The organism is Kitasatospora sp. CB02891 (assembly GCF_002803145.1).
GTDB lineage: Bacteria > Actinomycetota > Actinomycetes > Streptomycetales > Streptomycetaceae > Kitasatospora > Kitasatospora griseola.
The window spans coordinates 20,700-47,320 of the sequence record NZ_NNBO01000027.1 but is presented as its reverse complement, the minus strand read 5'-3'; the positions used below and the strand labels follow the sequence as shown (position 1 = coordinate 47,320).

Genomic DNA, 26,621 nt, shown 5'->3' with positions numbered 1-26,621 from the left:
CCCGGCTGCGCCGGGTAACCACGCGCCTTCGGCGCGGGTTGCTTGCGCCTTCGGCGCTGCGCGGCGGCTTCGCCGCCAGAACTGCCGGCCTTCGGCCGGGGCCCCAGGCTTCGCCTGGGGCGGCTCGTCGGCTTCGCCGACGACTGCCCGGCTTCGCCGGGCTGTTCGGGCTTCGCCCGATCATCGGGGCGTGCCCAGGTGTGTGGGGTGGTGGTGCGTCAACTCCGCTCTTCGCTACGGAGTTGAGCGGGTGTCAGGGTGGGGCCTTCGGCCCAGGGTGGGTGGGGTGGGTTCGAGCTCCGGCCCGCACTGACTGGGGTGGTGTGTCGGGGCGCTTCGCGCCTTGACGGGCGAGGAGGTGACGGGTGGTCACATGGTGGAGTTGTTCGTTCGGGTGACGAGAGGGCTTCGCCCGTTCCTGTGCATCAAAGTAGCTTCAGCGCTAGACTCTGGGCTTCTAGTGGGGTTCTGGATGATTCACGGACTGGTTTGTTATACGAGTATGGCGAGCGGCGAGGCAGTAGCGTCGAAACCTCGTGCCGCCGACGTGCAAAAAGGGTGAATTGATGGGTGAATCATTCGGTGAAGTTAATGTACTCTATGCCCAGTACTATCTGATCGGATCAGGGTTTATTCCGGGTGGCGATCACGACGCGCTGGGGCGAATCCGTGCGGGCAACAGTCTGGTCGCGGCGGCGCCCGATCACTTGGCGGTTCGCTGTGGCACCCACACCGGGCCTGTCAGGCTCACTGTCGTTCCTGAGTCTGCTCCGCCTCTGCCGCCGGGATCCGAGTGGGAGACATCTGTAGAAGTCAGCCTGCACAGCAGTTGTGGCCAGCTCGGGGTCCAGCCTTGGGGCGGCGCACCCGCGCCAGCTGGACTGCGCACCAATGTGGCTCTGAGCGGACCCGGCTGGTACCGCGTCAGAGTGGATGCTCGCGGACGAGACGCCGCCAGGGCCACAACACCGTTACAACGTGGATCGAGGAACACCGCATCACCCTCTGGCCAGGGGCACCGGCACCTGACCACGTCCACCGCGTCACCGACACCTTCGGCCTCAGCACATACGACCCCACCCGTCCCAGCCCATCACCGATCCATCCCCTCACCACCCCCGTCCTGCCGGCCAGGTCGGCGAAGGTGGCTGAGGTTGAGGAGGCCCGGCTGCGGGAGTGGGCCAGGACCGAAGGCATCTACGACAACGACAGCCGACCGGTACCAGAAGCCATACGCACACTCGCACAGTTCGCAGGAATCATCCCTCAGAACCCAAAGACAGTTGGCGCAGCCGAGTAAAAGCACTACGTTTTGCGGTTGAATATTGGGGCCCTTCCGCAATCCCATCGCAGCTTTCTCCCGTATCCCATAAATTCAGGGAAAGAAAAGTAGGAGCGTCATGAAAAGTCTCCGGCCGAACCAGGAGGGGGCCGCTGATTCCTCCGTACGACTTCTGACGCTCCCGGCGTCGGGTCTGGTGCCGCCTCAGGGACTGCGGTGCCAGATCCGGGCCGCGACGGGCACGGGGAAGTCGCTGACGGCCGTTCACATCGCCGGCCGACTGCGGTCGGAGCGGACGCTGGTGGTGGTGCCGTCGCTGCCGCTGCTGGAGGAGACGGTGGCGGTGTGGCGGCGCGAGGACCACGGCGGGCGGATGGTCGGGCTGTGCTCGCTGACCGGCTACGCGCAGCCCGTCGGCGTGCGGTGCACCACCGATCCCGCCGAGCTGGTGAAGCTGACGGCCGGGATGAAGCGGGTCACCGTGTTCGCCACCTACACGAGCCTGCGCCGGGTCGAGGAGGCGCACCGGCTGGGTCTGCCGGCCTTCGACCTGACGGTCGGCGACGAGGCCCACCACGCCTCCGGCGAGGCCGGGAAGCCGTGGTCGATGATCCTCGACAACACCCGCATCCTGTCGGACCGCAGGTTCTTCATGACGGCCACCCCCAGGATCTGGGCGATCACCGAGACCGCCCGGGAGCGAGCCGCCGAGGCCGGGGTGGAGCCGGCCGAGCTGATCGCGTCCATGGACAACGAGGACCTGTTCGGCCACGTCGCTCACGACTACCCGCTCGGACAGGCCATCGCCGACGGTGTGATCGCTCCGTACAGGATCGTGTGCGTCGACGTCTCCGACCCCGTGCTGCAGGGCCTTCAGCGGCGTGGGGTGGACGAGCGGTCGATCGAGTACCGCGGGGCACGGTTGGCGGCGCTGCAGACCGCGCTACTGACCGCCTGCGCGGAATGGGACCTGAGCAGGACGCTGTCGTTCCATCACCTGGTCGCAGAGGCCCGGGCGATGAGCACCGGCCTCCGGGAGGTGGCGCGGGTGCTGTGGGAACAGGATCCGGCGCTGCACCCGGACCCGAAGCTGATCGGGACGACGTGGCTGGAGGCCGACCACACCCCCGCCCAACGCCGCCGGGCGCTGGACGACTTCGCCTCCCTGATCGGGGAGAGCGGACTGCGGCTGCTGCGCCACATCCTCACCTCGGTCAAGACCCTCTCGGAAGGCGTCGACACCTTCGACTGCGACTCCGTGTTCTTCGCGGACGTCCGCGGGTCGATGGTCGACCTGGTCCAGGCCGTCGGCCGCGCCCTGCGCACCACCTCGGACAGCGGGAAGATCGCCACCATCATCGTGCCCGTGCTCCTGGGCGCCGGGGACAGCGGCGACGTCCTGCTCACCTCCCGGGCCTACGACGGGTTGGCCAAGGTGCTGCTCGCGCTGCGGGCCCACGACGAAGCCGCCGTCGAGCGGCTCGCGCTGCCGCAGTCGGAGACCCGCCCCGCGCGGGAGCCCCGGCACGCCGGGGAGCTGGACGAGGTCCGCTCCGCCGGCGGCGAGGAGCAGCTGCTCCATTTCTCCACCGAGCGGGATCCGGCGGTGATCGCCGCGTTCGTCCGCACCCGGGTCCTGGAGCCGGAGCGGGAGGAGTTTCGCCGCGGCCTGGCGGAGCTGCGCGCCTACCGCCAGGCGTTCGGCGATGCGAAGGTCCGCTACGCCTACCGCGCCCCCTCCGGGCACCGGCTGGGGGTGTGGGTCGCCGACCAGCGCCGCTACAAGGCCGCCGGCATCCTCGACGACAAGCGGACCGCCGAGCTCGACGAGCTCGGGATGGTGTGGTCGGCGTTCGACACCGCCTTCACCGACAACCTCACCGCCGTCGCCGGCTACGCCGCCGAACACGGCCACGCCTGCCCCCCGAACGACGCGGTGTGGGACGGCCGACCGGTCGGAACCATCCTCAAGAACTGGCGCACCGCCCAACGCCGCACCGAGGCGCTGGCGCGGCGGGCGGAGGCCGGCGAGACGGACCTCGACTGGACCGGGGCCCTGTCCGCCGAACGCAAGGCCGCCCTCGACGTCATCGACCCCGCATGGTGCCCCACCTGGCCGATCGAGTGGCAGCGCTGCTTCACCCTCGCCTGGCGCCACGTCAGCAACGGCGGCGAGCTGGCCGGTTCGGCACCGGGGACCGTGGTCGTCGTCCAGGGCGAGGACCTCGCCGGATGGGCACGGGCGCAGCAGACCGGCTGGAACAAACTCGGCCCTGCCCAGCAGTGGGCGTGCGAACACGTCCTCGGACTCGAGTCCCTGACGCCGGAGCAGCTCCCGCCCGCCAAGGTGAGCCACGCGGAAAAGGAGCGGCGGAACCTCGCCGCAGCCGCCCAATACCGCGAGCGGGAGGGGAGCCTCAAAGTCGGCCGCAAGCACAAGGAGCCGCTGGTGCTGGCCGACGGCACCACCGTGGAGGTCAGCCTCGGCCTGTTCATCGTCAACAGCCGCAGCAGGCGCGCTGACATCCCGGCCGAACGGGCCGCCCGGCTCACTGAGCTCGGGATGCGCTGGGAGTAGGACGGCGGGAAAGAGCGGGCGAGGGGTGCAGCGCGGAGTCGGCGCTGTACCTCTTCCTCGTACTGCCCTGGCCCTGTCCCCGCCGCGCCTGTCGCGCCCGACCCCGGCACAGGGGGGAGCGGGTATCCGTACAAATCACGGCACGCGACAGCGCCCACCGTAACAAGGGGTGCGACAACCTGCCGCGACACCCTCGAAGCCGGTCACCGGGTTGTCCCGGTGACCGGCTTCACCTTGAAGAGGCAGCCCGGCTAATGGGCGGGATGCGCTGGGGCACCGGCCGCGTTGTTGCTGCTCAGCACCGCAGGAGATCGCCGGCGGCGGTACTCACAGACACAGCAGGCCGCCTGGGAGGCTGGCCTGCCGAAACGGGGTGGCGGGTGCGTGCGGCGGGCTGGGCGCTGGAGGTCGCGGACGCCGAGGTCGCGGACCCGCGCGCCGGCTGCCTGGGCGATGAGGATGGCTGGACGGCCGACCGGCTGTGGGCGGCTGAGGACTTCCTTGGTACGAGTGGCCCACTGGACCTGCCCGGGCGCTGGAGGGGTGCCCTGTCATCAGATCCTGATCCGTCTGCTGGACCGGGTGCCGGCCGCAGCCACCATGATTTCGCCCAGGTCGTCCCCTCGCCCCTGACCCACTGGCTGGATCGGCTGCACCGGAGCCCGGGGCGGGTGCGGTCGACCGCACCCGCCCCGCGAGCGGGGGTTCAGAAGTTGGAGATGACCGCGGTGAGGGCGTCCGCCAGGGAACCCGCTGTGGTGGCGTCGTAGCTGCGGCCGCCGCTCGCTTCGGCGATCTTGGCGAGGGCCTCCTTCCCGTTGGCGCCGGCGGCGGAAGCGCTGTAGGCGATGGTGAAGACCCGGACCCGGTTCTGCGCCGGGTCGGAGAGCTGCTGCAGCAGGGCCTGTCCGCGGAAGGGCTCGTCCGGTTTCCGGTCCCCGGTCGGGTCGTCCTGGCCGTCGGTGAGCAGGATGACGGCGTCGATCGCGGCGGGGTCGTAGCCGCTGCGCAGGGCGGTGACCGCGGCGCCGGTGGTGCTGAACAGGGTGGTGTCGCCCTTGGGTTCCAGTGCGGCGATCCCGGCCACGAGCGCCTGCCGGCGCGGGAGGCCGCTCACCGGGTCCACGCCGTCGAGTCGGCCGAGCGGGACGCGAATCCTGTACCCGGACCCGCCGAGGGCCGACACCGAGGAGAACTCCCACAGCCCGACCTTGTCCGTGTCGGTGAAGGCTTTGTCGTTGAGCAGGGCGGGGGCGGCGGCCTTGAGGACGTCGAGCTTGCTGTTCTGCCCGTCCATCGCATCCTTCATCGAGCCCGAAGTGTCCAGCACCAGCAGGACGTTGGAGGGCTTGCGCAGCTTCGGCCAGAGGTCGAGGAGCTGATCGGCGACCGCCGGCGCGGGCAGCTTCAGTGGTTGCTTCGGCCCCTTGGGCAGCGCGCCGTTCGCCTCGACGATCTGGTCGCTCGCTTCTCCGTTCGGGCCGCGCATCCCGATCTCCGCGAACGGCCGCTGCCCCTCGGCGGTGTGCAGGTAGCGGAGGAAGTCGTCGGCGACGGTCTGTTTGGCCTGGCCGATGCCGTTCAGCTCGATGTACGGATGGTCCGACGACAGCTGTCCGTCCTTGGGGTAGAACGCCTTGAGTTTGGTCTTCGGCGGATCCAGTTTCCGGTCACAGCCGGCTTGTTCGGTGCTGCGGGTGCCGCACGGGTAGCCGAGGTTGTAGGCGATGACCGCGCTCTCCTCGACGGTGACCGCCGAGATGTAGTTGAGCGCCGGATCGGGGTCGGCCGTGGTGGGCGCGCTGTCGTCGGCGTGGCGCAGGTTGGCGAGGAAGGTGAGCGTGGTGTCGCCGTAGTGGACAGCTGCGTTCTCGATGTCCTTGACGATGTCCTGGTTGCTCTGCGCTGCCACGTCCGCGGCGGTGATTCCCTCCTGGGTGCGGGATGCGGCGGCGGTGAACGCGGCGATGGTGGCGTTCAGTCCGGAGGTGGAGTACCTCGGATCGGTCTTGCCGAGCCGGAACGGGCCCCAGTCCTTGGGGCCGTTGTCCCTCCAGTAGGTGGGCGCGGCGTGGGCCATCGCGGCGAGGTCCCGCCAGCCGAGCTGCTGGTCCTTCCAGTGCTTCGCCTCGGCCATCTGGTCGGGCATGGCGATGACCAGCGGGCTGGTGGCGATCAGGCCCTTCGGCGTCTCCGGCAGCACGGCCGTGGTCTCTGCTGCCGCCTTCTCCCCCGCCGGCGGCAGTCGCGCCAGCGACAGCCAGACCTGCGAGGCCGGCGACCACACGTCGGGCTTCCGGCCGTCGCTCTCCTTCCAGCCGCTGCGCAGCGCGGTCATCGCGAGACCGGAGTCCTTGCCGTCGACCGCGACTTTGACGCACGTCCCCTGCACGGAGTGGCCGCCGTAGGTTCTGGCCTGCTCGGCGAGGATCGAGGAGACGTCCACCGAAGCGGTGACGACCAGTTCGACGGGTTGGGCCGCCGAGCAGGTCGGTAGCGCCGACGGCGCAGGATCATCGGTGCTGTGGTCGGGGGCGTAGGTGTAGGCGATCAGCCCGGCTGTGAGGGCCAACGTGATGCCGGCTGCGAGAAACGCGTACCTCCGCCCGGGCTTCCGGGGCCGGTCCGGCTCGTTCCTGCTCGTCGATCCGCCGGTCGGCCCTCTGTCGGCGGGCGGATCGTTCCGCCCCGGCCCTGAGGGCTGTTTCCCGCCTTCGGGTGGAACTGCCCTGCCCGGCGGCTCCGTTCTGTCCTTCGGCTCCGCCTTCCCGGAATCGTTTGTGCCGGAAGTGTTGGTGCCGGAAGTGTTGGTGCCGATCGGCGGTACACGGCTTCCCCCGCCCTCTTCGTCGCCCCCGAGTCCGGCTCCGCTGCCGCTGCCGGTGCCGGTGCCGCCGCCCTCCGAGTCCCCGCGGACGAAGGCGCGATTGGCCACCAGCGGATAGTTCGCGGCATTCGCGAACCGGGCGTCCTCCGGGATCGGGAGCTCCGCGCCCTGGTCGCGCTCCAGAATGATCCGGTTCCGCAGCGCCCTGAACACCTCACCGCTCCGCAGCAGCTCGCCGCCGCCGGGAAGGCCGGTCTCCAGCAGGTCCAGCAGCCGTCCGGTGAACGCCGTCCGGGTCTCGCCGGGCAGGACGCGGGCCACCTCATGACCGGGCGCGGAGGCCATCAGGTGGGAGCCCGCGATGTTCAGGCGGGCCATCGGGAAGCCGTCGTCCAACCCGCCCACGATCACCTGCCCCGCGTAGCAGCAGTCCAGGATGACGATCTTGGTCCGGGCGTTGCTCTCCCGGAACGCCTTGCGCACCAGGCCGAAGTTCAGAGCGGTGGTGGCCAGCCGGGTCCGCACGGTGTTGTACAACGACAGGTAGAGCGCGTGGTTGTCGCTCTGGTCGAAGATCCCGTGGCCGCTGTAGTAGAACAGCAGCAGGTCCTCGGCCTCGATGGCTGCTGTCTCGAGTATCTCGTGCACCTGGCCGAGGTCTGCCGCTGTCACGATCTCGCACTGCTTGGTCGTGAAACCGCCGAGCCCGGGGTCGGTCAGCATGCTGAACATCCCGACCAGGTTGTTGGCGACCTCCGGCACCCTGGTCAGCGCCTTCTCGACGTAGGTGGTACCGCCGAGCAGGATGATTCTCGACCTTCCCCGGTCCGGCAGGCGCGGTGGACTCGGCTGGGTCACTGCGCGGTGCCCTTCGTCTGTCGGATCAGCTCGGCGATGTCTATCTCCTTGGCCCGCTTGGCGTCGACCTCGACCTTGGTGCCGTCGGGCAGGGTGAGCACGATGCGGAAGTCGGCCCGCCGGGGCTGGGCGAACAGGACCCGCAGCGAGGCAGCGAACACGGCGACCGCCCCTTGCGCTCCGAGTGCGATGGCGAGGGTGTCCGAGAGACCGCCCAGGTCGCCCGGCCTGATCGCATGTTCCTCGACCCGCACCTGCCCGCGGAGTTCCGGCTCGCAATCGAGCAGGGCCCGCACGTCCCCGAGGTCGGTGGCGGCCCGATCCCCCAGCACGGTCAACCGAATGTTCACTACGCTCTCCCCAAACGTCGTCAACTACCGCGTTCACAATAGGATGTTGGGCCGTTCCTGACGCTTCGCCAGGAGTGCGCCACAGGTACCGATTGGGTCACTGCCGAACGTCGGCGCCCGGATGTCGAACCCGTCGACGATTCCAGCCTCTCCGACGGCCGTTCCGGTCCCCGGCTCGACGGCGACCAGCGCGTACTGATCCCCGCTCGCCGTCCGTCCGGTGCACGGAAGTTGCCGCTGCTCCCCCGGGTACGGCAGGTCGGCGCAGCCGGCAATCAGGGTGCGGGCCCTTCGTCGGTGGGTCGGGGGTGGGGGAAGTCCCGGGTCGGGATTCCCGTGCGGCGGCTGGTCGTTGACGGCCAGGCGCAGTCGGAGCCGGCGACCGACCGGCGCGGCGGGGGCGATACCGGGACCATGGGCCGGGCCGACGGGAGCATGGGCGGACGGGCAGACATGAAGACGGGCAGATGGCAGACGGGCAGGGCGGGGCGGGGCAGGGCCGAAACGGGGGCGGGGCGTTCACGGGTGTCGGCGACGGGCCGCGCCCACCGGCGCGGGCCGCTGACCACTCGTCAGCCTTGGAGGAGGAGGTCAGGAGCTGGGGTCGGTCGGTGCGGGGGGCCTGCTCTGGAAGTCCTGTGGTACGAGGGAGAACAGGACGAGGTCGACTCGGCCGGCATGCACGAAGCCGGCGTTGCGCAGGACGCCTTCGCGGTGCAGGCCGGCCCGGAGCGCGACTTTCTGAGAGGCGGTGTTCTCGGTGGCGGCCAGCAGTTCCATGCGCTGGAAGGCCCGGTCCGTCAGCAGCCACTCTCCCAGCACCCGGGTGGCCTCGGCGGCGATCCCGCGTCCCCTCGCCCAGGGCGCCACCCAGTAGCCGACCTCGCTGACGCGCGCCCGCCAGTCGGTCTTCTTCAGCCCGACGGTGCCCATCAACCGGTCGTTGGAGGCGTCGGCGATCGCGAAGTGGATGCCGTCACCGGACTCACGCAGGGCATGTGCGACCTCGGTGCACCAGGCCGTCGCGTCCTCACGGGTATAGGGCCGGGGCAGTGGGAGCCACCGCTGGGTGAGCTCGTCCGAGCAAGCAGCCCGGGTGTCGTCGATGTCGCCGCCGGTGAACGGACGAAGCGTCAGCCGGCTCGTTTGCATCACCGTCTCGGGGAAGATGCCCGACATGCCCGTCCCCGTTCGCAACCCGTCATCGCAGCCGCGCTGACGGTAACAGGAGGCCGCCGGCCGTCAGGTGATGCCCCCTGCGCTTGATCGGCAGCGGACGGCCGCCGGAGACACCCGGGCTCCTCCTCGCCACACGGTCCCCGATCTCCTCCAACCCTCGACCAAGACTGTTCGATTCCGTGACCTGCGTAAATGGCATCAGGACGTTAAGGCACGGGTAAGGAACACATGGCCGTACGACCGGATGGACGCGGCCTGCCCGGAGCCGGCCGCCCACACCGTCCTGGCCGACGGCGGCGGCCGGTACATCGCCTGCGACGGCCACGCCCGCGCCGCCCGCATCCACATCGTCGGCAGCGAGATCGTCCCCGGCACCGCATACTCCGGGGCGCGGCGGGCGGGGTGCTGCTGGTCGAGACCAGAGACGAACCCGGCCGAGCCGCCCGCCGGGACGGACCCGGGCGGGCACGGCGGCCGGGGCCGAAGTGTGGTGGTGGCACCAGGCGGAGCGTCAGGCGGCCTCGGCGGGCCCGCCGGAGCCTGGCTGCGCGGCCCTCTGGCCGGGACGGCAGAGAGCGGCAAGCGCCGGTGGCAACCCCGCCCGGCCGGGCCCGGGTGCTCGACGGCCGGGCCGTCGGGACGGCCCGCGGCGGCGGAGAACAGCCCGCCGCAGGCGCGAACCCCGAACCGACCAACCGACCCAGACCAAAAGACAGAGGAGGAGGGGTCGTCGGGATTTCCCGAGCCCCGGCCAGGTGCCTTGGGCTGCGGTGATGCCTGGTCAGGCCATGGGGTGGGGTGCCCACAGGCCCCCGCGAGGGAACCGGAGAGGTGTCCCGCCTGGGCGGTGGAGTGGCAGCGCTGCTTCACCCTCGCCTGGCGGCACGTCAAGAACGGCGGCCGGCTCACCGGCGCCGAGCCGGGAAGCATCGTCGTCCAGGGCGAGGATCTGGCCGGGTGGGCGCGGGCGCAGCAGGCCGGCTGGGACGGACTCGCACCGGCCCAGCGGTGGGCGTGCGAGCAGGTCCTGGGCCTGGTCCCGCTGGAGCCGGAGGAGTTGCCGGCCCCGAAGGTCCCCCACGTCGTCAAGGAGCGGCGCAACCTCGCCGCTGTCGCGCAGTACCGGGAGCGGAAAGGGCACCTCGACGTCCCCCGCACGCACGAGGAGATCCTGGTCCTGGGCGACGGCACCGGCACCCGCATCACCGTGGGAGTGGGTCTGGGGCTGTTCATCGCCGACAGCCGCAGCAGACGCGCCGCCGTCCTCCCGGCCCGCGCCGCCCGACTCGCCGGGCCGGGGATGCGACGGGCCGCTGGTTTCGACAGCCAGGAGGCCCGGGGGCGAAAGTGACGTCAGGTCGGCTCGCTCAGCTCGCCGGGGGCGGCACCGGGTGGGTGTGGGGGCGGCCTGTCGCCTCCGTCGGGTGCTGCCGGCCGGCCTCGCGGCGTGCGGGGTCGGCCGGCAGCGTTCTGTGGGGCTGTTGGTGGGGCGGCGGTGTGACCTGGGTGGGAGCGTGCGGGTGTGAAGCGGTGCGGGACGGGTGGGCTCCGTGCCTGGTTCGTGGTCCTGGTTGAACAGGGCGGTGGGCCCGTCCGGGGCGTTGTTCCGGTGGTTGTGGGGGGGGGGTGGTGCGGGCTCCGGGGTCTTCGGGGTTGGGTGGGCTACCAGTGCTCGTGGCGGTCGCAGCGCATGTCGTACTTGTCGTGTTGGTCGTGCCGGTGGTGCTTGATCCTGGTGGGGTCGGTGGCGGTGTGGGGGGTGGTGTCGCCGCCTCCGGTGACGACCGCGACGTTGGTGACGTCGTCGGCGGCGCTGCAGGAGACGTCGACCTGCAGGGTGATGGGCGGGTAGCTGCTCCCGGCGGGGAGGGCGTCGCTGCGGGTGCAGGTGAGTGTGCTCTGGTCGCAGGTCCAGCCCGTGCCGCTGATGCTGTCGGCCTTGAGCCCTGCGGGGAGGGTGTCCTGCATGGTGACCGTGGTGCCGTCGGTCGGGGCGGCCCCGGCGGTGTTGCCGACGGTGATGGTGTAGAGGCCGTCCCGTCCTTGGGTGAAGTGCCCGGTGTGGGTCTTGGTGATGGTCAGGGACGGGACGACGTAGGAGATGGTCACCTGGCCGTTGTGGTTCGCCGTCCCGATCGTCGACGGCGTGTAGCTCGTGCCGGTACCGGTGGGGGTGGCGAAGCTGCTGCCTCCGCCGCCGCCGCCCCCGCCCGCCGAGGTGCCTCTGAAGTTGACGGCGCCGCTGCCGCCGCCCCCGCCGGCGAAGTACCCGCCCCCGCCGCCGCCGCCAGCGCCGATGACGGAGGCGGCGCAGCCGCCGTCGAAGGTGCCGCCGGTGCCGCCGGTGCCGACCGTGGCGCCCAGGAATCCGCTTCCCGGGCCGCCCGGCAGGGCGGTACAGGGTGGGGCGGTGCCGGCGGCCCCGGGGGCGCCCCCGGTGCTGGTGCTGGTGCTGCCGCCGCCCCCGCCCTGCCCGGGTGAGGCCCCGGGGCCGGTGGCGCTTCCTGCGGTGGCGCCGGTGGCGTCCGGCGTCGTCCCGCCGTTGCCTCCGTTGCCTCCCGTGGAGCCCGCTCCGGTGCCGCCGGAGGCGCCGCCGCCGCCGGCGACCACGAGCAGGGAGCCGCCTGTGGTGACGCTGGAGGCCCCGCCCCCGCCCGGGCCCTCGAAGTGGAAGCCGGTGAGCGGGAAGCCCCCTCCCGGGGCGCCGCCGTTGAACCCGCCGGCGCCGCCCGTCCCGGTGCCGTTGCAGCCCTTGCCGCCGGTGCCGCCGACGTTGACGGTGAAGGTCGTCGGGGTGGTGGTCTGCGGCAGGGTGGTCACCACGCGCGCCCCTGTCCCGCCGGTCCCGGTGACGGAGCAGGGGGTGCCGGTGTTGTCGGCGCCGCCCGCGCCGTCGGCGGTGATCGTCACCACCGCGGCCGCCGGAACCGTCAGGGTCTGCGGGGCGCCGGTGAAGGTGAAGGTCTGCGACGGATCGGCCTCCTGCGCCCGCACCGGCACGGCCTCCGCCGGCGCGGCGGCCACCGGTGGGGCCGCGGCCGCCAGCAGCGCCATGCCGGACAGCAGCGCGCCCCCCACCGACACCGCCCCCGCAGCGCGCTCCCCGCGCCGTCCGACCGAGCCGACCGGGTCGGACGGGTCGGACGGGTCGGACGGGTCGGACGCCCCGCCGGCACCGGCCCGGATCGTCCCACCGGCCGTGGCCCTGTTGAACACGGCCGCGGGCCACTGACGGCCGACCCGGTACCACGGCAGATCGCCCTGTCCACGCGTACGAGCACTCATTCGCGGGTTCACCTCTCCTCACAACAAAAGCGCCCCGCACTCTCACGCGACAACCCGGAAGTGCGACACGACACTTGACGGCAGATCATGACAAACCGCAGCAGATACCCCGATTCGATCGCTTCGAGGCAGCGAGGTTGTGATGAGAAGCCTCGTATGCCGCACCACCCCACGCGAGCCGGCGAGGAGCCGGCATCGCCCATACGCCTGCCGCACCGGGCGCTGCTCGACGCCGGCGAGGCCGCCGCCGCACGCACCGCTGTGCGCACCCGCGAGACCTTCGCGGCGCCGCGGGGTCGCGGCAGGGGCTCGGGTCCGACGGCCCGGCCGGCCGGACCGTGCTGCCGCTGGACACGGTGCACGGGGGCGGGCAGCTCGGCCGGTGGGCGCCCGGTGGGCGCGGGCGCAGCGTGTCGGCCGGCCGGGCCCGGAGGCGGACCGGCGGGACCTCCTCGTCGCGATCGGGATCGGGGCCGACGCCGGGCCGGCGGCCGCGGGGGCCGACGCCGTGGCCGAGCGGACGGTGTCAGATGAGGGCCTCGGCGGGGAAGCGCGGGAGCGCGGCTCCGCTGCGAGGAGGAACCCGGCCTTTGCCGTGCCCGGCCGGACGTTCGCCGGGCGGTTCGGATCTTCTGGGCCTGTCGGGGGCTGTGCTCGGTGGGGTCGGTGAGGTCGGTGAGGTCGGTGGGGTCGGGCCGGTCATGGCGGCCGGAGGGGCTTCTCGCCGGACGGCACCTGCGCGAGAATGAGCCCGATTTGGACCAGATCCGTGCTGGTCTCGCTGCCGTGCCCGGCATCGCGGCGCTCGCCGGCTTTTGCCGACGCGGTGCCGTACCGCCTGCTGTTCACGTTGCCGCGAGGGGCCGCACGGGCGAACCGGGGGGATCGGTACGGCGGCGACCACGGTGGAGGTGGCCGTTCCCGACGCGTTGCGGCCGGTCGTGGATGTGGCGGCGGCGCCGGCGGTCCTCGGTGACGCGGGGTCCGGGGTGGCTGGTGCTGTCCGGGGGCGGACGGCCGGCGCGGTGGACGCCGACGACCGGCGAGGTCCGGGACGTGGCCCGGCATCGGGAGGAGGGGCCGGCGTCCGAGTGCGGTGGCGGCGTTCGACTGCGGCTCCATGTGTCTCGATGCGGCCGTTGGGCGGCGGTGGTTCAGGACCGCGGGTCGGTACGGCACCGTCGTCGATCTCACCACCGGTTCGCCGGCGTTGGAGTTGGACGGCGGGGACTACTGCTGCGAGACCGTCCCGTTCGCGTTGGCGTTCGCCGAACACGGCGGCCGGGCGGTTGCCGTCCATCGCACCGACTGGAACCGGCTGGACGTCACCGACCTCGCGTCCGGCGAGGTGCTCACGGCGCGGAACAGCCCGGACGGGGACGGGGAGGATGCGGGGCACGACTTCGACTACTTCCACGGCGCGCTGTCGCTGAGCCCTGACGGGACCCGCATCTACGACGGCGGCTGGGTGTGGCAGCCGTGGGGGATGCCGGCGGTGTGGAGCCTTGCCGCGTGGCTGCGCGACAACCCGTACGAGTCCGAGGGCGGGCCCAGCCATGCGGTGTATCCCGAGGTCTCGCAGTGGAACCGGCCGGTGGTGTGGATCGACGACGGGCGGATCGCGGTGTACGACCGCGACGATGCCGGCAGCGGTACCGTCCACGTCCTCGACCCCGCCTCGATCGAGCTGCGCGCGCCGGGCGTCCGATGGATCAAGGCGGTCGCGACGTTCCCCTGGCCGGTCGGCGTTTTCGGCTTCTTCACCGACGGGGAGCATCTGCTGATCGCCGACGAGGCCGGTCTGCAGGGCGTCGACATCACCGGCGGACGGCGGGTGTTCGCGATCGACGGGTTCCGCCCGGCACGCCAGGACCGGCATACCGGAACGCTGATCCAGGTCGGCAGCGCCAGTGCCCGGTTGTGGACGCCGCCGAAGTGGACTGCGCGCGCCGGCTGAGCTGCCGATTTCTGCGGGGCGCCGAGCGGGAGAGCGTTCGGGGGCCCCTCCGGCGGGCGTAGGCGGGCCGGCGACCCCCGCCGCCCCGCCGGCCCGCCCTCGCCCGCCAGTACCCCTCCCCTCGCCCCGGCCCGGCCCGTCCGGTGGGAGGTCGAGGCGCCGGGGCCCGCCGCACTACGGCCCCCGGTGCTCGCTGCCCTCGAACCGCAGCATGTCGACAGCGCCGTCCTGCCGGCCCCGGCGGGAGCCCTGCGCCGGGCAGAATCCGTTCCCGCCGGGTGGGCACGGGCGCAGCAGGCCGGCTGGGACGGGCTCGCGCCGGCCCGGCAGTGGGCGGGCGAGCACGTCCTGGGACTGGCCCCGCCGGAGAGCCCGGGGAGTTGCCGGCCGCGAAGGCCCCGCACGCCGCGCAGGAGCAGCGGAACCTCGCCGCCGCCGCGCATACCGGGACCGGGAAGGACATCTGGACGTGCCGCGCAAGCACAGGGAGCCGTTGGAGCCGGCCGACGGCACCGCGGTGGGGATCAGCCTCGGCCTGTTCATCGCCAACCGCCGCGCCAGCATCACCGCCGCCCGCGCCCAACGCCTCACCGAGCCGGGGATGCGCTGGGCACAGGACGGCGGGAAGCGGCGGGGTGGGGCCGGGCAGCTAGGGCGTGCCGTCCTGTTGGCGGCCCATCCAGTCGGTGATGGCCTGCTCGGTGCGGGCGAGCGCATCGGTGGGGCTGAACTGCAGCAGCTCCGTCCCGGCGTCGACGTAGGGCCGGTGGCCCGGCGGCTGGTAGAACGCGTCGCCGGCCTCGTACACCTCCTCGTGGTCCGCGAAGACGAAGCGCATGCGCCCGGCGATGACGTAGCCCCAGTGCGGGCACTGGCACTTCCCGTCGGGCAGCGACTGCAGCGGCCCGTCCAGGTCGGCGTCCGCGCCGAAGGAGACGAATTCGACGGTGTAGCCGTTCATCTCCTCGCGGCGGTCGGTCACCGGGCCGAATTCCTGGACGTTCGTCGCGGACTGCTTGGATACCTTCGGCATCGCTCGGCTCCTCTCCGTGACGGCCCCCGAGGCTTCCCGTCGTCTCGAGTCGACCACTGTGTACGGCCGGGTGCATCCGGGCGGTGGGGCGGCGTGTCGGGGGCTTCTCGGTGGGTGCCGACTGTGGGCGCTGTCGTGTGGGCGCTGGCGCGGCAGCCCTCGCGGCGGTCGCGTGCGGCGATGGGCGCTCGTGCGGCGCGGTCCTGCACCGGGTGGGGCTGGGCGTGCGGCGATGGGCGCGTCCGGTGGCGGACCGTCCGGGGCGCAGACCTGCTCGCGCTCGGTCGGGGCCGGCAGTGCCGGCGGGGGTCCAGGGTCTTCCCGGGGCGAGGGGCACCGCCTTCCCGGGCTCTGTCGTCCGCACGATCCCGGCACGCCGGCCGCGGCCGCCCGACGAGCGCCCGGAGCACCGCCCGGACACCGCCCGGACACCGCAGAGGACTGTCGCACCGGCCCCTGCTTCGACCAGCGCGTTCGAAGACGGCCAGGCTTCGAGCCGGTCGTCCCGGCGTCCCGGGCCAGTGGCGGCCCCGTTCCCGGGCGAGCGGGTCGGGCGGCAGACCGTACGCGCGACTGCTCGGGGGTCCTGCCGAACGGCTTGGAGGCTGGAGCTCAAGGCCCGTTGGAGTGGTCAACGGCCGGCGGCCTGTTCATCCGCGCTCGAATCGGTGACATCTCCTCGTGTCGCGTTGCCGAACCCGCTTCGAGGAGAGCCGAGATGAACGCGTTCAGGAAAGTTGCGCTGGGGGCGCTGTCCGTCGCCCTCGTGGCCGGGGGCTGGGTGGCGTCGGCCGAGCCGGCGAAGACGGAGCAGGCGCTGCCGGTCGTCACGACGTACGCCAAGGTCGATGGCGACGGGAATCTCCTCCGGGCGAGCGGCGTCACGGAAGTCGAGCATTCCGGCATCGGCCGCTACCTCCTGACGACGGAGAACGACGTCAACGCGTGCGGCCTGATCGGCACAGTCAATTCGAACGGCTCCTCCGATCCGGGGCCCGGCAGCGCGTCCATCATGGTCACCTGGACGGATGCCATGCACATCTTCGTCCGCACGGCGACGCCGTCTTCGAGCGGGAGCCAGACCGTCGATGACGACCGCCCGTTCACCGTCATGGTCGTCTGCTGACCGGTGCCCGGCCCCGGCCCGGGCCCGGCGGCACCCCCGCCACCAGCCGACCGGTCGACGCCCCGGGCTTCGACCGGTCGGTCCTCACCGCCGAGCCCGACCGCCGCGAGTGGCTCAGGATCGCCCGGCCGGTCCCCGGCCTGCGCGTGTGGGCGGCACAGCGCGATCGCCTCGTCGGCCCGTCCCCGGTCCTTCAGCAGTTCGGCCCGGGCCCGGGCCGCCGGCCACCGGCCCGTCGCCACGTACGGGCGGGACCTCCAGCGCCCGCTCGTGCTGCTGCCGCTCGCCCCGCAACCGCGCCCACGCCGGCGCGCAGAACCACTCCCCGCGCCCGGCCTGCGCCTCCACCTCCCGCTCGTGGCCGAGTTCGAGCAGGCGGGTGACCGTCAGAGCGGGACAGCGGGAATGCAGCCCGGCGAGGTCCGGGTGCGGTAGTCGAGATCTTCGGCGTCCACGGCCCGGCACCCCAGGTCCCGGTACCGGTCCCGGTCCCGACAGGGCTCCTGATGCCGTGTCGCGGTGCAGCCGGTCCGTAGGGGCTCGTTGACCTGCATGGATGCTCGGCAGTTCGAGACTGCCGGTGGCTGCCGGTGGCTGCCGGTCTCGAGCAGCCCGGCTTTCGCGGAAGTTCCGCCCGCCGTGGAGGCGGAAGTCGTGGCGATCGTCGGCCCCGTGACGACATTTGTACAAGACCGGGGGCCGGCAGCCCGGGCATCCTCCCGGGTATGGGTATCTACGACGGTCAGCACGTGCACGGGATGCACGTGGTCCACGACGGCCCGCGGGAGGCGCCGCCGCTGGTGCTCATCCACGGATCGGGTGCCTCGGGCAGCTCCTGGGGCCCGGTGGTGCCGGCGCTGGCCGGCCGGTACCACGTCGTCCGGATCGACCTCCCGGGCCACGGCCGGTCCGCGCCCGCGCCGTCGTACGACGTGCCCGAGCAGGCGGCCGGCGTGGCCGCGGTGCTCGATGAGCTCGGCCTTCGTCCGGTCGTCGTGGCCGGGCACTCCAGCGGCGGATACATCGCCACCGCCCTCGCCGAACAGCGCCCGGACCTGGTGGGCTCGCTCGCACTGATCAGCAGTGGCCCGAGTCCCGACGCGCTCCTTCCCCAGCCCGTCCTCCTGCGGGTCCTGCTCGGCCCGCCGCTCGGCCCGCTGCTTTGGAGGGTCCGTTCCGACGCGATGCTCCGCCGGGGAGTGAGCGCGGTGTGCAACCGCCCGGTGGACGTCCCGGACGACCTGGTCGCCGACGTGCGGGGCATCGGCTACCGCACGTTCAGGACGGTGCTGCGCCGAAACGGCGCGTACATCGCCGGCAGGAGCGTACCCGCGCGCCTGACCGCACTCGACGTCCCGGTTCTGGTGATCTTCGGCGCTGCCGATCCCCGCTGGGATCCGTCTTCGGCGCACCGCTACGACACGGTGCCGAACGCGCGAGTCGAGCAGCTGCCCGGCGTCGGGCACTTCCCCATGCTCGAAGCGCCGGAGGCGACCGGCGAGTTGCTGCTGCGCTTCGCGGCGACGGGCCGCTGACACCCGTCGCCCGGCCTGGTGCTGTGAGGTCCGCCGGATCACCACCTGACTGGGCGTCGGTGGAGGTCGCCGTGCCCCGGCAGCCGGGCCGGCTGCCAGGGGTCGGCATGGCCGGGTTCCGCCAGCGTGCTCCGGCGCACGTGGACATCGCCATGGTCGCGCACCCCTCGGTCACTCTGTTCGTGGACCTGAGCGACGGAGACGGCCTCGTCCACGACGCCCACGGCCGGCGCGGGCGCGGCAGCACAGTCGCTGGACTGGTACCGGGCGACCTTCGGCTCGGGGGCCGGGCGGCCGGGGGCATCGCGTGCCTCCAGATCCGGTTGTCGCCGACCCTGGCGGCTGCGGTGTTCGGCGCACCGACCGACCTCAGCGGGACGGTGGTCCCCCTGGAGGATGTCTGGGGCCGTGACGCCGGGCGGACCGAGGAAAGGCTGCGGGCCGCCGCGTCGTGGGACGAGCGGTTCACGATCGCCGCGGATGCCCTCGGCCGACGGATGAACACCCGCCCGTCGCCCGACCCGGAAGTGGCCGCCGCCTGGCGACTGATGCTCACCAGCCGGGGACGGGTGCGCGTCGACAGCCTGGCGAACGAGGTGGGATGGAGCCGTCAGCGCCTGTGGTCCCGCTTCCGCTCCCAGATCGGCCTCACCCCCAAGCACGCCGCCCGACTGGTCCGCTTCGACCACGCCGCCCATCTCCTCGCGGCGGGCGACGCCGCCGCCAGGGCGGCGGCGCTAAGCGGCTACGTCGACCAGGCCCACCTCCACCGCGAGGTCAAAGCGTTCACCGGGGAGACACCCACCGCCGTAGCCGCTGCGCCGTGGCTCGCCATCGATGACGTCGCATGGCCGACCTCGTCCGCGGACCTGACATCGTCGGCGCCTGCGATCCGTCGGGTTCCGGCAAGGTGACCCCGGCCGGTCCGTGGATCGGGGCCCACACGGCCGGATCGTCGGGTCGGATCCATCGCCGCCCCGGGCTCCGCGTATCTGTCGAGAACGGCCGTGTCAGGTACAGCGAGAACCGGACCACGAGAATCCGACAGCTTCAATGCGACAGGACAACCCGAACGCCGTCGAAGACGACCCCTCTGAGCCCGGCGGTCAAACTTCCGTGAGACAGACCCTCGCAGGTCGAACTCCGGTGAGACGGGTCGAACTTCGATGAGACGGGTCGAACTTCGATGAGACGGGTCGACAGACCGGCCTCCGACACGTGATCACGACTGTCTGCCGAGTGGCCCCGACCGACGCCGGGCTTCGTCGCTCTCCCCGCCTCGCCGGGCGCCCTGCAGAAGTGGCCCGGCACAGCCGGCGCCTACCGCCGGGCAGGCTTCGCCTGTCCGGCGCGAGCGCGGTTCCGCTGCCCGGACCGCTCGATCAGGCCCGGAGCGGGATCGACCGCGCCGGCCACCGCGAACACCGCCGGCACCAGCCGCTGCCACAACGGCGCGTGCCCCGGCAGCGCCCACCCCGAGGCCGCCGCCACGACGGCAGCCCTCCACCACAACGTCCGCTTCCCATCAGCCGAACACCGCGCCCCCAAGCTGTACGGATCCTGACGGCCGCGCACTCCACGCCGCCCCACGACCCGCCGAGCAGGCCGTCCTGCACAGCGCACGGACCGGCCCCGGCCCTGACGAGCGCGCCGCCCACACCGACGCCACTGCCGATCAGGATCAAGTGACAGACCGCAAGCGGGTCCGCCGTCAGCGGCGCAGCGCTCGCCGGGCCAGGGCGGGGGTGACCTTGGTGTCGTCGCTCCAGGAGCAAACCTCCGGCCAGGAGAGGTGGCCGGTCTGGGCGAAGGCCAGGACTTCGCCGGGGCTGTCACCGTTCTCGGTGCAGATCGGGGCCTGGGCGGCCACCACGGTGCGCGGTCCGGACGGCGCCGGCTGAACCGCGGCCGTGTCGAGGTCGAAGTAGGTGGTGCCGCATCCGCACGGACAGCGACCGTGCACGCGGAGGTGGGGCGTCTGGGCGCGGAGCGCCAGGTGAACCGGGTCGTCATCGCCGAGGAGGGCGTCGAGCGCCTCGGCAATGTCGGGAGGAAGGTGCCCAGTCACGTCCGCACTGCACCTGACCTGCGACGTCAAGGTTCGATGAGCGGGATCTCGGGCGGTCGGACTCCGATGAGACCGGTCAGACTTCCCGGACAGGCGATCTCGACCGATCCGGGGAGCCGGGCGCCTCGCCGTCGCCGGTGGCCGTTACAGGCCGGCCGCTCGGATGAGTGACCTCTGGGACTGCGAAGATCGGCGGATGGTGCGCGTGGGTGAGTTCTTCCTTGCAGAAGACGACGAGTCCGCCCTGCGGGTGGGCCCACGCCGCAGCCACGACTTCCCGGCCGTACCGTGCGACGGCATCTACCCCGATGAGGCGGTTCTGCGGTGGGAAGCCCAGCTGACGGGCACCAGGAGCACCCTGCGCGACGTGGTGCCCATGGCCAACGACGGATTCACCGTCTTCGCCGTCCCCGAGCCGCTGTGCGGGGCTCTGGCCGCTGCGGGAAGCGCCCGGCTCCGAGCCGCAGCTCGTGCGTGGGCCGAGGCGGCCTCCGAACCGGACGACGAGATCTCGCCGGCCAACGCGGCAGACCTCCTCGAACGTGTGGCAGCCCTGGCCGGCAGTCGCGCGGAGGAGCACCTCGACCTGTACTGCTGGTACTTCGCTCCCTGACCCCGCAGCACCGACATCCTGCCGTGCCGAGCGGCCGGGCAGGCCACACCTCCCCCGGCACCGGTCAAGATCACCTGCCGGAACCCTGGCGCCGGTCGAGAGCACTCGGCAAACGGCAAGATCGCCTGTCAAGGACAGTTGACGACCCGTCTCATCGAACCTTGACCAGTCTCAACGACGTTTGACCGGCTCCCGCTCCGGGGCCGGGGTCAGTCCGCAGTACAGCCGCCAGTAGCCGACCTCAGCCGGCCGGTCATCGCGACAGAGCACCGTGCAGCGGCCCTCCCCCATGCCCGATCGGGTCAAGCAACCGGCGCTTTGCCGCATCCCACTGCTCATGGGTCGGACGGCCGCCGGGGCCCAGGCCAAGACCTCGCCCGGGGACGAGGGGCCGCCGGCGTCGGACGGGTCCGCACCGCTCTCAGGCGCGGTCTCAGTGTTCGGCGGCGTTGCGGAACTGGAGGGCGAGAGTCGACGCCTGCTGGATGTCGACGGCGCCGGCCGTCATCACGGTGCCGGCAGTGCCGGCGTCCTCCCAGTGGCAGATGACGAGGTTGCCGCTTTGGGTGCGGCCGCAGCGCATCAGCCCGCCGAGCGGGCCGGGGTCGACGTCCTTCGCGTCCTCGACCTCGGCGCCGGCGAAGAAGTTGACGAAGAGCCATTCCAGGGAGTGCTCGGACTTCTCGGCGGCCTCTTTCGGATCCCACGCGGCCGTCGATGCGGAGAACACGACGCTGGGCTGCGTCCCGCCCGGAGCCTTCGAGTAGAACCAGAAATGTTCGGACGTCCCACTCTTCGTCTTCGCGGCGAGCCGGGCCGCGGCTTCACCGGTGATGAGGTGATACCCGGCGACGGTGTCGGGCGCGTCGACGGTCCGGTCGGTCGGCCCGGTCGCGGCCGCCGACCCGTAGGGGGTTTCGCTCCGCACGTCCAGGACGAACTTCGTTGTGAAGAGGGCGCAGATCACGACCGTGGCCAGAGCCAGCAGGATCCGGCGCTTCTTCCGCAGCGCGGTGACCCGGGGCAGGTCCTCCGGCGCCAGGGCGACCGGATTGCGCCACCTTCGGGTGAGCACCCGGACGACGACGATGCCGACGGCCAGCACGACGGCCAAGCCGAGGGTCTGTCCCTGCAGATATGCCGTGGAACGGGTGTCGATGGCGAGAGGCATGCGCGGCACCCTAGCGGTCGCTCACATGTCGGCTCCGGAGTTTTCGCCGGGCGATCACCGTGAAACAGGACGAATCCCCGACGAATGAAAGCGAATCCGTTGTGCGCCGGTCGGCAGTACAAGGGTTGGGCGCGCGGCCGGGGATGGCGGGGTGGATGAGGTCCCCTCGGACCGCGTTTGAGATCTGACATGGGACGATCGGTTGGTGACTCGACTCGTGAACCGTGATCGCTCACTCGATGAACTTGAGCGCGACTGCTGGCCGGTCCGGTCGGACGGCGAAACCCGGTTGATGGCGACCGTACGCGAGCTCCGGCGCAAGCCGATCGGCGACCTGACGGTCGAGGACATGCGGCTGCTGATCAAGCAGGACGTGGGCCTTGCCCATCTTCTGCCGCAGGCGGTGGAGGTCCTTCGGGTCGATCCACTGGCGGAAGGTGACATGTACGAGGGTGATCTGCTGGCCGCCGTACTCACCAGGGGTGCGGAGGTGTGGAGCGAGACCCCCGAACTCAGGCGGGAGGTCCGCATGATCGTCTCGGAGTTGGCCGACGTACCGCCTGCCCTGAAACGCGAGGTCGAGGGGTTCCTGGCTCTGTAGGTCGCCGAGGGTGGCTGCCGTCGGCGAGGGGCCGGGCCGTCTGTCTACGAGGACCGCCGAACGAGCGGTCGCGGGCCGGGGCGCGTCGCAACACGGCCCCGGGTGAGCCGGCGGACCATGACACCGATCATGGCCCATCGAATCATCGTCTCGAAGTGGGCCGGGCCGGTCTCGTAGTCCCGGGCGAGGCGCCGGTGGCGGTGATCCATGAGAAGGTGCGCTCTACCGCCCACCGTTCGGGCTGGACTTGGAAGCCCCGCTGATCAGGGTCCTTGCGGACGATCTCCAGGTCGCGGCCAAGGATTTGAGCGGCCCAGTCGATCAGGCGGCCGGCGAAGCCTTGGTCGGCCCAGACCTTCTTGACGCCGGGGTGGTCGAACCTGGTCCACAGCAACGGTTGCTTCGCGCCGTCGCGGTCCTGAACGCTCGCCGCGACGACATGGACGGACAGGAGCAGGCCGAGAGTGTCGGTGACGATGAACCGCTTGCGGCCCTTCACCTTCCTGCCCGCGTCGAAGCCCCTGGTGGCCGGCCGGTCCGAGCAGCTGTCGCCGGTCTTGGCCGGTCGGGACCGTGCGGTCGTAGGTCGACGAGGCCGCTGGGGTCCCAGGACAGCGCAGCGGTTGTGCGCCCGGCCGCGCGGACCTCGGATTCGTCGAACTGCCATCGGCTGGCAAGCCGGCGGGCACGCACAGGGGCGTGCCCGAAGAAGGCGGAGTCGTGTGCAGCGAAACGCTTGCGGCGGAAGTGCTCCGGTCCCACCGGGATCAGGCAGTCGCGGGTCTCCTCGGCCAAGCACACACGGCCGGCTTTCGGCTGAGCGTCCGGTCGGCCTGTCGTCCGGATCCGGCGGCGGGGCGCCGGATCCGGCCGCTCGACCGGCTCCGACGCCTGCGAGCCTCACCGGTCGGCCTGGGCGCGAGCCGCCCGTCCCTGGGCGGGTGGTCGGCCGTTTCAGCTCAGGTCGAAGTCGTCGGCGTCGTACTCGAAGTCCTGGGCGGTGAAGCCGCCGTATCCGCCTCCGCCGTTGAAGTAGTCGGCGAGGGCTTCGTCGATCACCTCGCGCATCTCGCTCTCGTCCTCGGCGCGGGCGAGGGCCGCGGCCTGGTCGCCGGTGAGGCCGAGGTGGACGTCGCGGGCCCGGACGGCGTCCGAGCCGCGGATGTCGAACGTGCGGGCGCGCCCGACCCTGGCGGTGATCCCGGAGTGCGCGCCGAGCTTGGCCAGCTGCTTGGCCCTGCGCTCGCGGCCGCGCTCGGTGGTCTGCACCTCGACCGCGTCCAGGCGCAGCTTGTCCTGGTGGCGGCCGGCGGGGTGGCGGGTGCCGTCGATCCAGCGCAGGACGGTGCGCGGGGAGACGCCGTAGGCGGCGGCCATGGCCTTGGTGTTGCCGTCGTACTTGCGCGTCCGGACCTGTCCGGCCTGGGTGGTGGTCTGCGCGGGGGCCTTGCGGGAGGGGAACAGCGCCTCGCGGACCCGCCCGAACATGCCCCTGAATCCGCCGGCCATCAGTTGTCGCCCTCCTGGTCGTCGGTCTCGGCGCCATCGCCTTCGGCGGTGGCCCGGTCCTGGTCGATGGCGGCGCCGTCGGTGGTGTGGTCGTGCGCGAGCCGGGAGGGGTGCTCGCGGCGTGCCATCGCCTCGACGGCGGCGTGCAGCGGGATGGAGGCCTCGTGCTTGTGACTGCCCGGGGCGATGCCCAGGCGCAGCGCGCCCGGGACCGGGGTGCCGTCGTCCTTGACCGGCAGCAGCTCCAGCGGGGACGGCTGATCGGTGGTGTAGAGGTAGGAGTCGACGTTGACGGCGAACGGTGCCCGGCCGGTCAGGAGATAGGTCTTGCGCAGGCGGCGGTGGGCGGCGATGCGGGCGGCGGCGATGATGTGGAAGCGGATCTCCGGGCGGTAGGTCCAGGATCGCGCAGTCTTCTCCAGCCACAGTTGGTCGTCGAGGTGGCGGGCGGAGTCGGCCCACTTGCCGATGCCGCCCTTGTAGATGTTCTTGTACAGGCCGGCCAGGGTCAGGGCGTCCGCGCGGGCCGGGTCGGTACCGGTGTCCTTGTGGGCGGCGTAGGCGGTGAGGAACTCCTCGGGGCTCTGGCCGTCGGTGAGGCCGAGGTCGGCGTAGGCGCGCTTGTAGCCGCCGCGGATGCGGCCGGTCCATTCCTTGAGGAGCGGCGCGGTGTGCGTCGACAGGTAGGCCTCGGTGATGGTGGCCGGGTCGAAGCTGTACGTGCTGGTCATGTAGGCGACGGTCGGGGTGGCGTACCAGCCGGGCCCGGTCGGGGGGCGGCCGTGGAAGGTGGCGGGGTGGGGCAGCAGTTCGTCGGTCTCGACGGCGGTGAAGTCGCAGAGCCAGAGGCCGGCGGTCCTGCCCTTGCCCCAGGCCGGCCTCGTCACGTGTTCCAGTTCGCCGATGGGCAGGGGCAGGGAGTCGGTGACGGAGAGGTAGGAGGCGCAGACGTCGACCGCGACCGCGAACGTGCGGGCGGCCTCGTCCGGGGTGAGTTCGCGGGCCCACCACTTGTAGTCCTCCTCCTCGCACACCGCCTTGCCCTTGGAGAGGAGTTCGCGGGTGAGGGGGTGGCGGGCCCCGGCCGCGACCGGCACGCACAGGTCGCCCTTCGGGAGGGCGCCCTCGCGCAGGTGCGAGGACCACTCCCCCGTGTCCTGGTCCTTGGCCCACTCCTCGCGCGGGCGGACCGCGTCCAGGAGCAGCATCGCGGTGGTCGCGGTGGTGGCGCCGGGGGCGACGCCGAGGTCGGCGGTGAAGGCGCGGTAGCGGCGGGCGAACGTCTGCCCGTCCCGGGCGTGGTCGGGGGTGGTGGCGAGCGGCGCGGCCAGGGCGCTGACGGCCTGCTGGCGGGCGTCGCCCTGTCCCAGCCACGGTGCGACGGTGACCTGGAGGGAGGTCTTGGGCCCGCCGGCCGACCCGGCGCGGCGGAACGCGCGGAAGACCGGCCCGATGTTCTCGCTGATCTCCATGCCGACCGACGCGGCGGCCTTCGCCAGCTTCGCCCGCAGCGCAGCCAGCGCCTTGTCCGTGGTGGGCAGGGCGGCGGGCAGGCCGAGCGACTTGAGGGCGGCGGCGGTCAGGCACACCGCGCCGTCCCCGCCCCGGCCCGAGGGGTGGGCGCGCTCGACGCGCAGCGGCAGGCCGGTGCCCAGCCACGCGAACCAGTCGCCGAGCTTGGGCCCGGCCGGGGCCGGGAAGCCCGGCACGTCCAGCACCCAGCCGCCGTCCGGCGTGGCGTCCAGCGCGACCACCGGCACCCACCGGCCGACCGCCGGCACGACGGCCGGGGCCGGGCCGGTGGCGCGCGGCGCAGCGGGGCGGCCCTGGGCGCGGGCCGGGGCCGGGGCCGGACGCTGACCGGCCCGGGTGGGAGCGGGCGCCGCGGACGGTGCGGGCCGGGACAGCGGCGCGGCGACCGGAGCCTGTGCGACGGGGGTGGCCCGGTCGGCCGGGACCGGGGAGACCAAGGCGGACTCGGCCCGGTCGGCCGGAACGTCGGCGACGGGCTCCGGGGCGGGCTCCGGGGTCTGCTGCTCGGCCTGAGCAGCGGGGTGCGCGGGTGCCTGAGCCGCGGGGGCCGCGGGGCGGCAGAAGCCGCCGAGGTGCATCGGCCGGCCCTGCGCGCGGTAGACGGAGGGCTGGCCGCACTGCACACACGGCGCGGCCGCGGCCATCACCAGCGAGCCGTCCGGGTGCTGATCGAGCATCACCGGCTGCGGCCCGGCAGGCACGGTCTGCCGGCCGACGGCCGGCACCGGGGCGGCAGGCGTGATGGGAGTCTGCTGCCCGACCGCCGGAGCAGCCCCGGCCGGGGCGGGCGCAGCCGGGACAGGGCCGGGCACGGGCTCCTCGGCGGCGGGCTCCTCGGGGGCGGGCTCCCCGGGGGCGGGCTCCCCGGGGGCGGGGAAGCGGGCCGCGAGGCCCTCCAGCAGGCGGGTGTAGGCGGGGGCGACGTCCGGGCCCGGAACCGCGCTGCCGTCCTCCCACTCCAGCACCCGCTTCGAGGCCACCCGCAGCGCGGCGGCGATCTGCGCGGGCGTCAGACCGGCCGCCAGGCGCAGCCGCTTGCGCTCCTCCGGGACGGGCAGGCCGGTGGACACGGCGGCGAGCAGCGCGTCGACGGAGTCGAACAGCTCGTCGGACATC

The 26,621-nt window shown here is 72.5% G+C and carries 17 protein-coding genes and 1 pseudogene; 8 read left to right on the top strand and 10 right to left on the bottom strand.

The features are described from left to right. Window positions 1–1,400: 1,400 nt before the first annotated feature. The gene (locus tag CG736_RS35345; RefSeq protein WP_100590196.1) at window positions 1,401–3,860 is read left to right on the top strand and encodes a DEAD/DEAH box helicase; all 2,460 of its coding nucleotides are present in this window, start codon (window positions 1,401–1,403) and stop codon (window positions 3,858–3,860) included. A 706-nt stretch (window positions 3,861–4,566) separates the two neighbouring features. Here the strand turns inward: CG736_RS35345 and CG736_RS35340 are convergent. The 3 genes from CG736_RS35340 to CG736_RS35330 all read right to left on the bottom strand — a co-directional run bounded on the left by CG736_RS35340 (window position 4,567) and on the right by CG736_RS35330 (window position 9,074). Beyond that, on the bottom strand, window positions 4,567–7,545 hold the full coding sequence (locus CG736_RS35340; RefSeq protein ID WP_100590195.1) for a substrate-binding domain-containing protein: 2,979 nt from the start codon (window positions 7,543–7,545) through the stop codon (window positions 4,567–4,569). Continuing rightward, window positions 7,542–7,895, bottom strand: a complete 354-nt coding sequence (locus CG736_RS35335) for a hypothetical protein (protein ID WP_100590194.1) — start codon at window positions 7,893–7,895, stop codon at window positions 7,542–7,544. The genes CG736_RS35340 and CG736_RS35335 overlap by 4 nt, the downstream gene beginning before the upstream one ends. 591 nt (window positions 7,896–8,486) lie before the next feature. Then, window positions 8,487–9,074 carry a GNAT family N-acetyltransferase gene (locus tag CG736_RS35330; protein ID WP_100590193.1) on the bottom strand — a complete coding sequence of 196 codons (588 nt, stop codon included), beginning with the start codon at window positions 9,072–9,074 and terminating at the stop codon, window positions 8,487–8,489. An 847-nt stretch (window positions 9,075–9,921) separates the two neighbouring features. Here CG736_RS35330 and CG736_RS35325 point away from each other — a divergent pair. Then, on the top strand, window positions 9,922–10,425 hold the full coding sequence (locus CG736_RS35325) for a helicase associated domain-containing protein (protein ID WP_100590192.1): 504 nt from the start codon (window positions 9,922–9,924) through the stop codon (window positions 10,423–10,425). 311 nt (window positions 10,426–10,736) lie between these two features. On the opposite strand, the gene CG736_RS35320 is transcribed toward CG736_RS35325, so the two are convergent. Then, window positions 10,737–12,359, bottom strand: a complete 1,623-nt coding sequence (locus CG736_RS35320) for a DUF11 domain-containing protein (RefSeq protein ID WP_157815863.1) — start codon at window positions 12,357–12,359, stop codon at window positions 10,737–10,739. A gap of 1,120 nt (window positions 12,360–13,479) precedes the next feature. On the opposite strand from CG736_RS35320, the gene CG736_RS35310 reads away from it, so the two are divergent. After that, a complete protein-coding gene (locus CG736_RS35310; RefSeq protein ID WP_157815862.1) occupies window positions 13,480–14,316 on the top strand; it encodes a hypothetical protein in 837 nt (278 codons plus the stop codon). 649 nt (window positions 14,317–14,965) lie between these two features. Here the strand turns inward: CG736_RS35310 and CG736_RS35305 are convergent. Then, window positions 14,966–15,349, bottom strand: coding sequence for a cupin domain-containing protein (locus CG736_RS35305; protein WP_100590188.1), 384 nt, complete (start codon window positions 15,347–15,349; stop codon window positions 14,966–14,968). Between the two features lie 718 nt (window positions 15,350–16,067). Here CG736_RS35305 and CG736_RS36760 point away from each other — a divergent pair. From CG736_RS36760 to CG736_RS35285, 3 genes are all read left to right on the top strand, one after another. Next, window positions 16,068–16,475 carry a hypothetical protein gene (locus tag CG736_RS36760; protein ID WP_157815861.1) on the top strand — a complete coding sequence of 136 codons (408 nt, stop codon included), beginning with the start codon at window positions 16,068–16,070 and terminating at the stop codon, window positions 16,473–16,475. 725 nt (window positions 16,476–17,200) lie between these two features. Next, window positions 17,201–18,010, top strand: coding sequence for an alpha/beta fold hydrolase (locus tag CG736_RS35290; protein ID WP_100590186.1), 810 nt, complete (start codon window positions 17,201–17,203; stop codon window positions 18,008–18,010). A gap of 107 nt (window positions 18,011–18,117) precedes the next feature. After that, window positions 18,118–18,924 carry an AraC family transcriptional regulator gene (locus tag CG736_RS35285; protein WP_100590198.1) on the top strand — a complete coding sequence of 269 codons (807 nt, stop codon included), beginning with the start codon at window positions 18,118–18,120 and terminating at the stop codon, window positions 18,922–18,924. A gap of 797 nt (window positions 18,925–19,721) precedes the next feature. Here CG736_RS35285 and CG736_RS35280 read toward each other — a convergent pair. Next, window positions 19,722–20,078 carry a hypothetical protein gene (locus CG736_RS35280; RefSeq protein ID WP_100590185.1) on the bottom strand — a complete coding sequence of 119 codons (357 nt, stop codon included), beginning with the start codon at window positions 20,076–20,078 and terminating at the stop codon, window positions 19,722–19,724. 196 nt (window positions 20,079–20,274) lie between these two features. Between CG736_RS35280 and CG736_RS35275 the strand changes: the two genes are divergently transcribed. After that, window positions 20,275–20,691, top strand: coding sequence for a hypothetical protein (locus tag CG736_RS35275; RefSeq protein ID WP_157815860.1), 417 nt, complete (start codon window positions 20,275–20,277; stop codon window positions 20,689–20,691). Window positions 20,692–21,124: 433 nt separating this feature from the next. Here CG736_RS35275 and CG736_RS35270 read toward each other — a convergent pair whose 3' ends face one another. Continuing rightward, window positions 21,125–21,862 (bottom strand): hypothetical protein, encoded by a 738-nt coding sequence (locus tag CG736_RS35270; RefSeq protein ID WP_100590183.1) that lies wholly within the window; start codon window positions 21,860–21,862, stop codon window positions 21,125–21,127. Between the two features lie 205 nt (window positions 21,863–22,067). Between CG736_RS35270 and CG736_RS35265 the strand changes: the two genes are divergently transcribed. Continuing rightward, complete coding sequence (locus CG736_RS35265; RefSeq protein ID WP_232734385.1) at window positions 22,068–22,463, top strand: contact-dependent growth inhibition system immunity protein; 396 nt, start codon at window positions 22,068–22,070, stop codon at window positions 22,461–22,463. 142 nt (window positions 22,464–22,605) lie between these two features. On the opposite strand, the pseudogene CG736_RS35260 reads toward CG736_RS35265, so the two are convergent. From CG736_RS35260 to CG736_RS35250, 3 genes and pseudogenes are all read right to left on the bottom strand, one after another. Then, window positions 22,606–22,983, bottom strand: a pseudogene (locus CG736_RS35260) (transposase); the annotation flags it as partial. 434 nt (window positions 22,984–23,417) lie between these two features. Further along, complete coding sequence (locus tag CG736_RS35255) at window positions 23,418–23,972, bottom strand: hypothetical protein (RefSeq protein WP_100590181.1); 555 nt, start codon at window positions 23,970–23,972, stop codon at window positions 23,418–23,420. Continuing rightward, window positions 23,972–26,620 carry a transcriptional regulator gene (locus tag CG736_RS35250; RefSeq protein WP_100590180.1) on the bottom strand — a complete coding sequence of 883 codons (2,649 nt, stop codon included), beginning with the start codon at window positions 26,618–26,620 and terminating at the stop codon, window positions 23,972–23,974. The genes CG736_RS35255 and CG736_RS35250 overlap by 1 nt, the downstream gene beginning before the upstream one ends. Between the last annotated feature and the right edge of the window lies 1 nt (window position 26,621).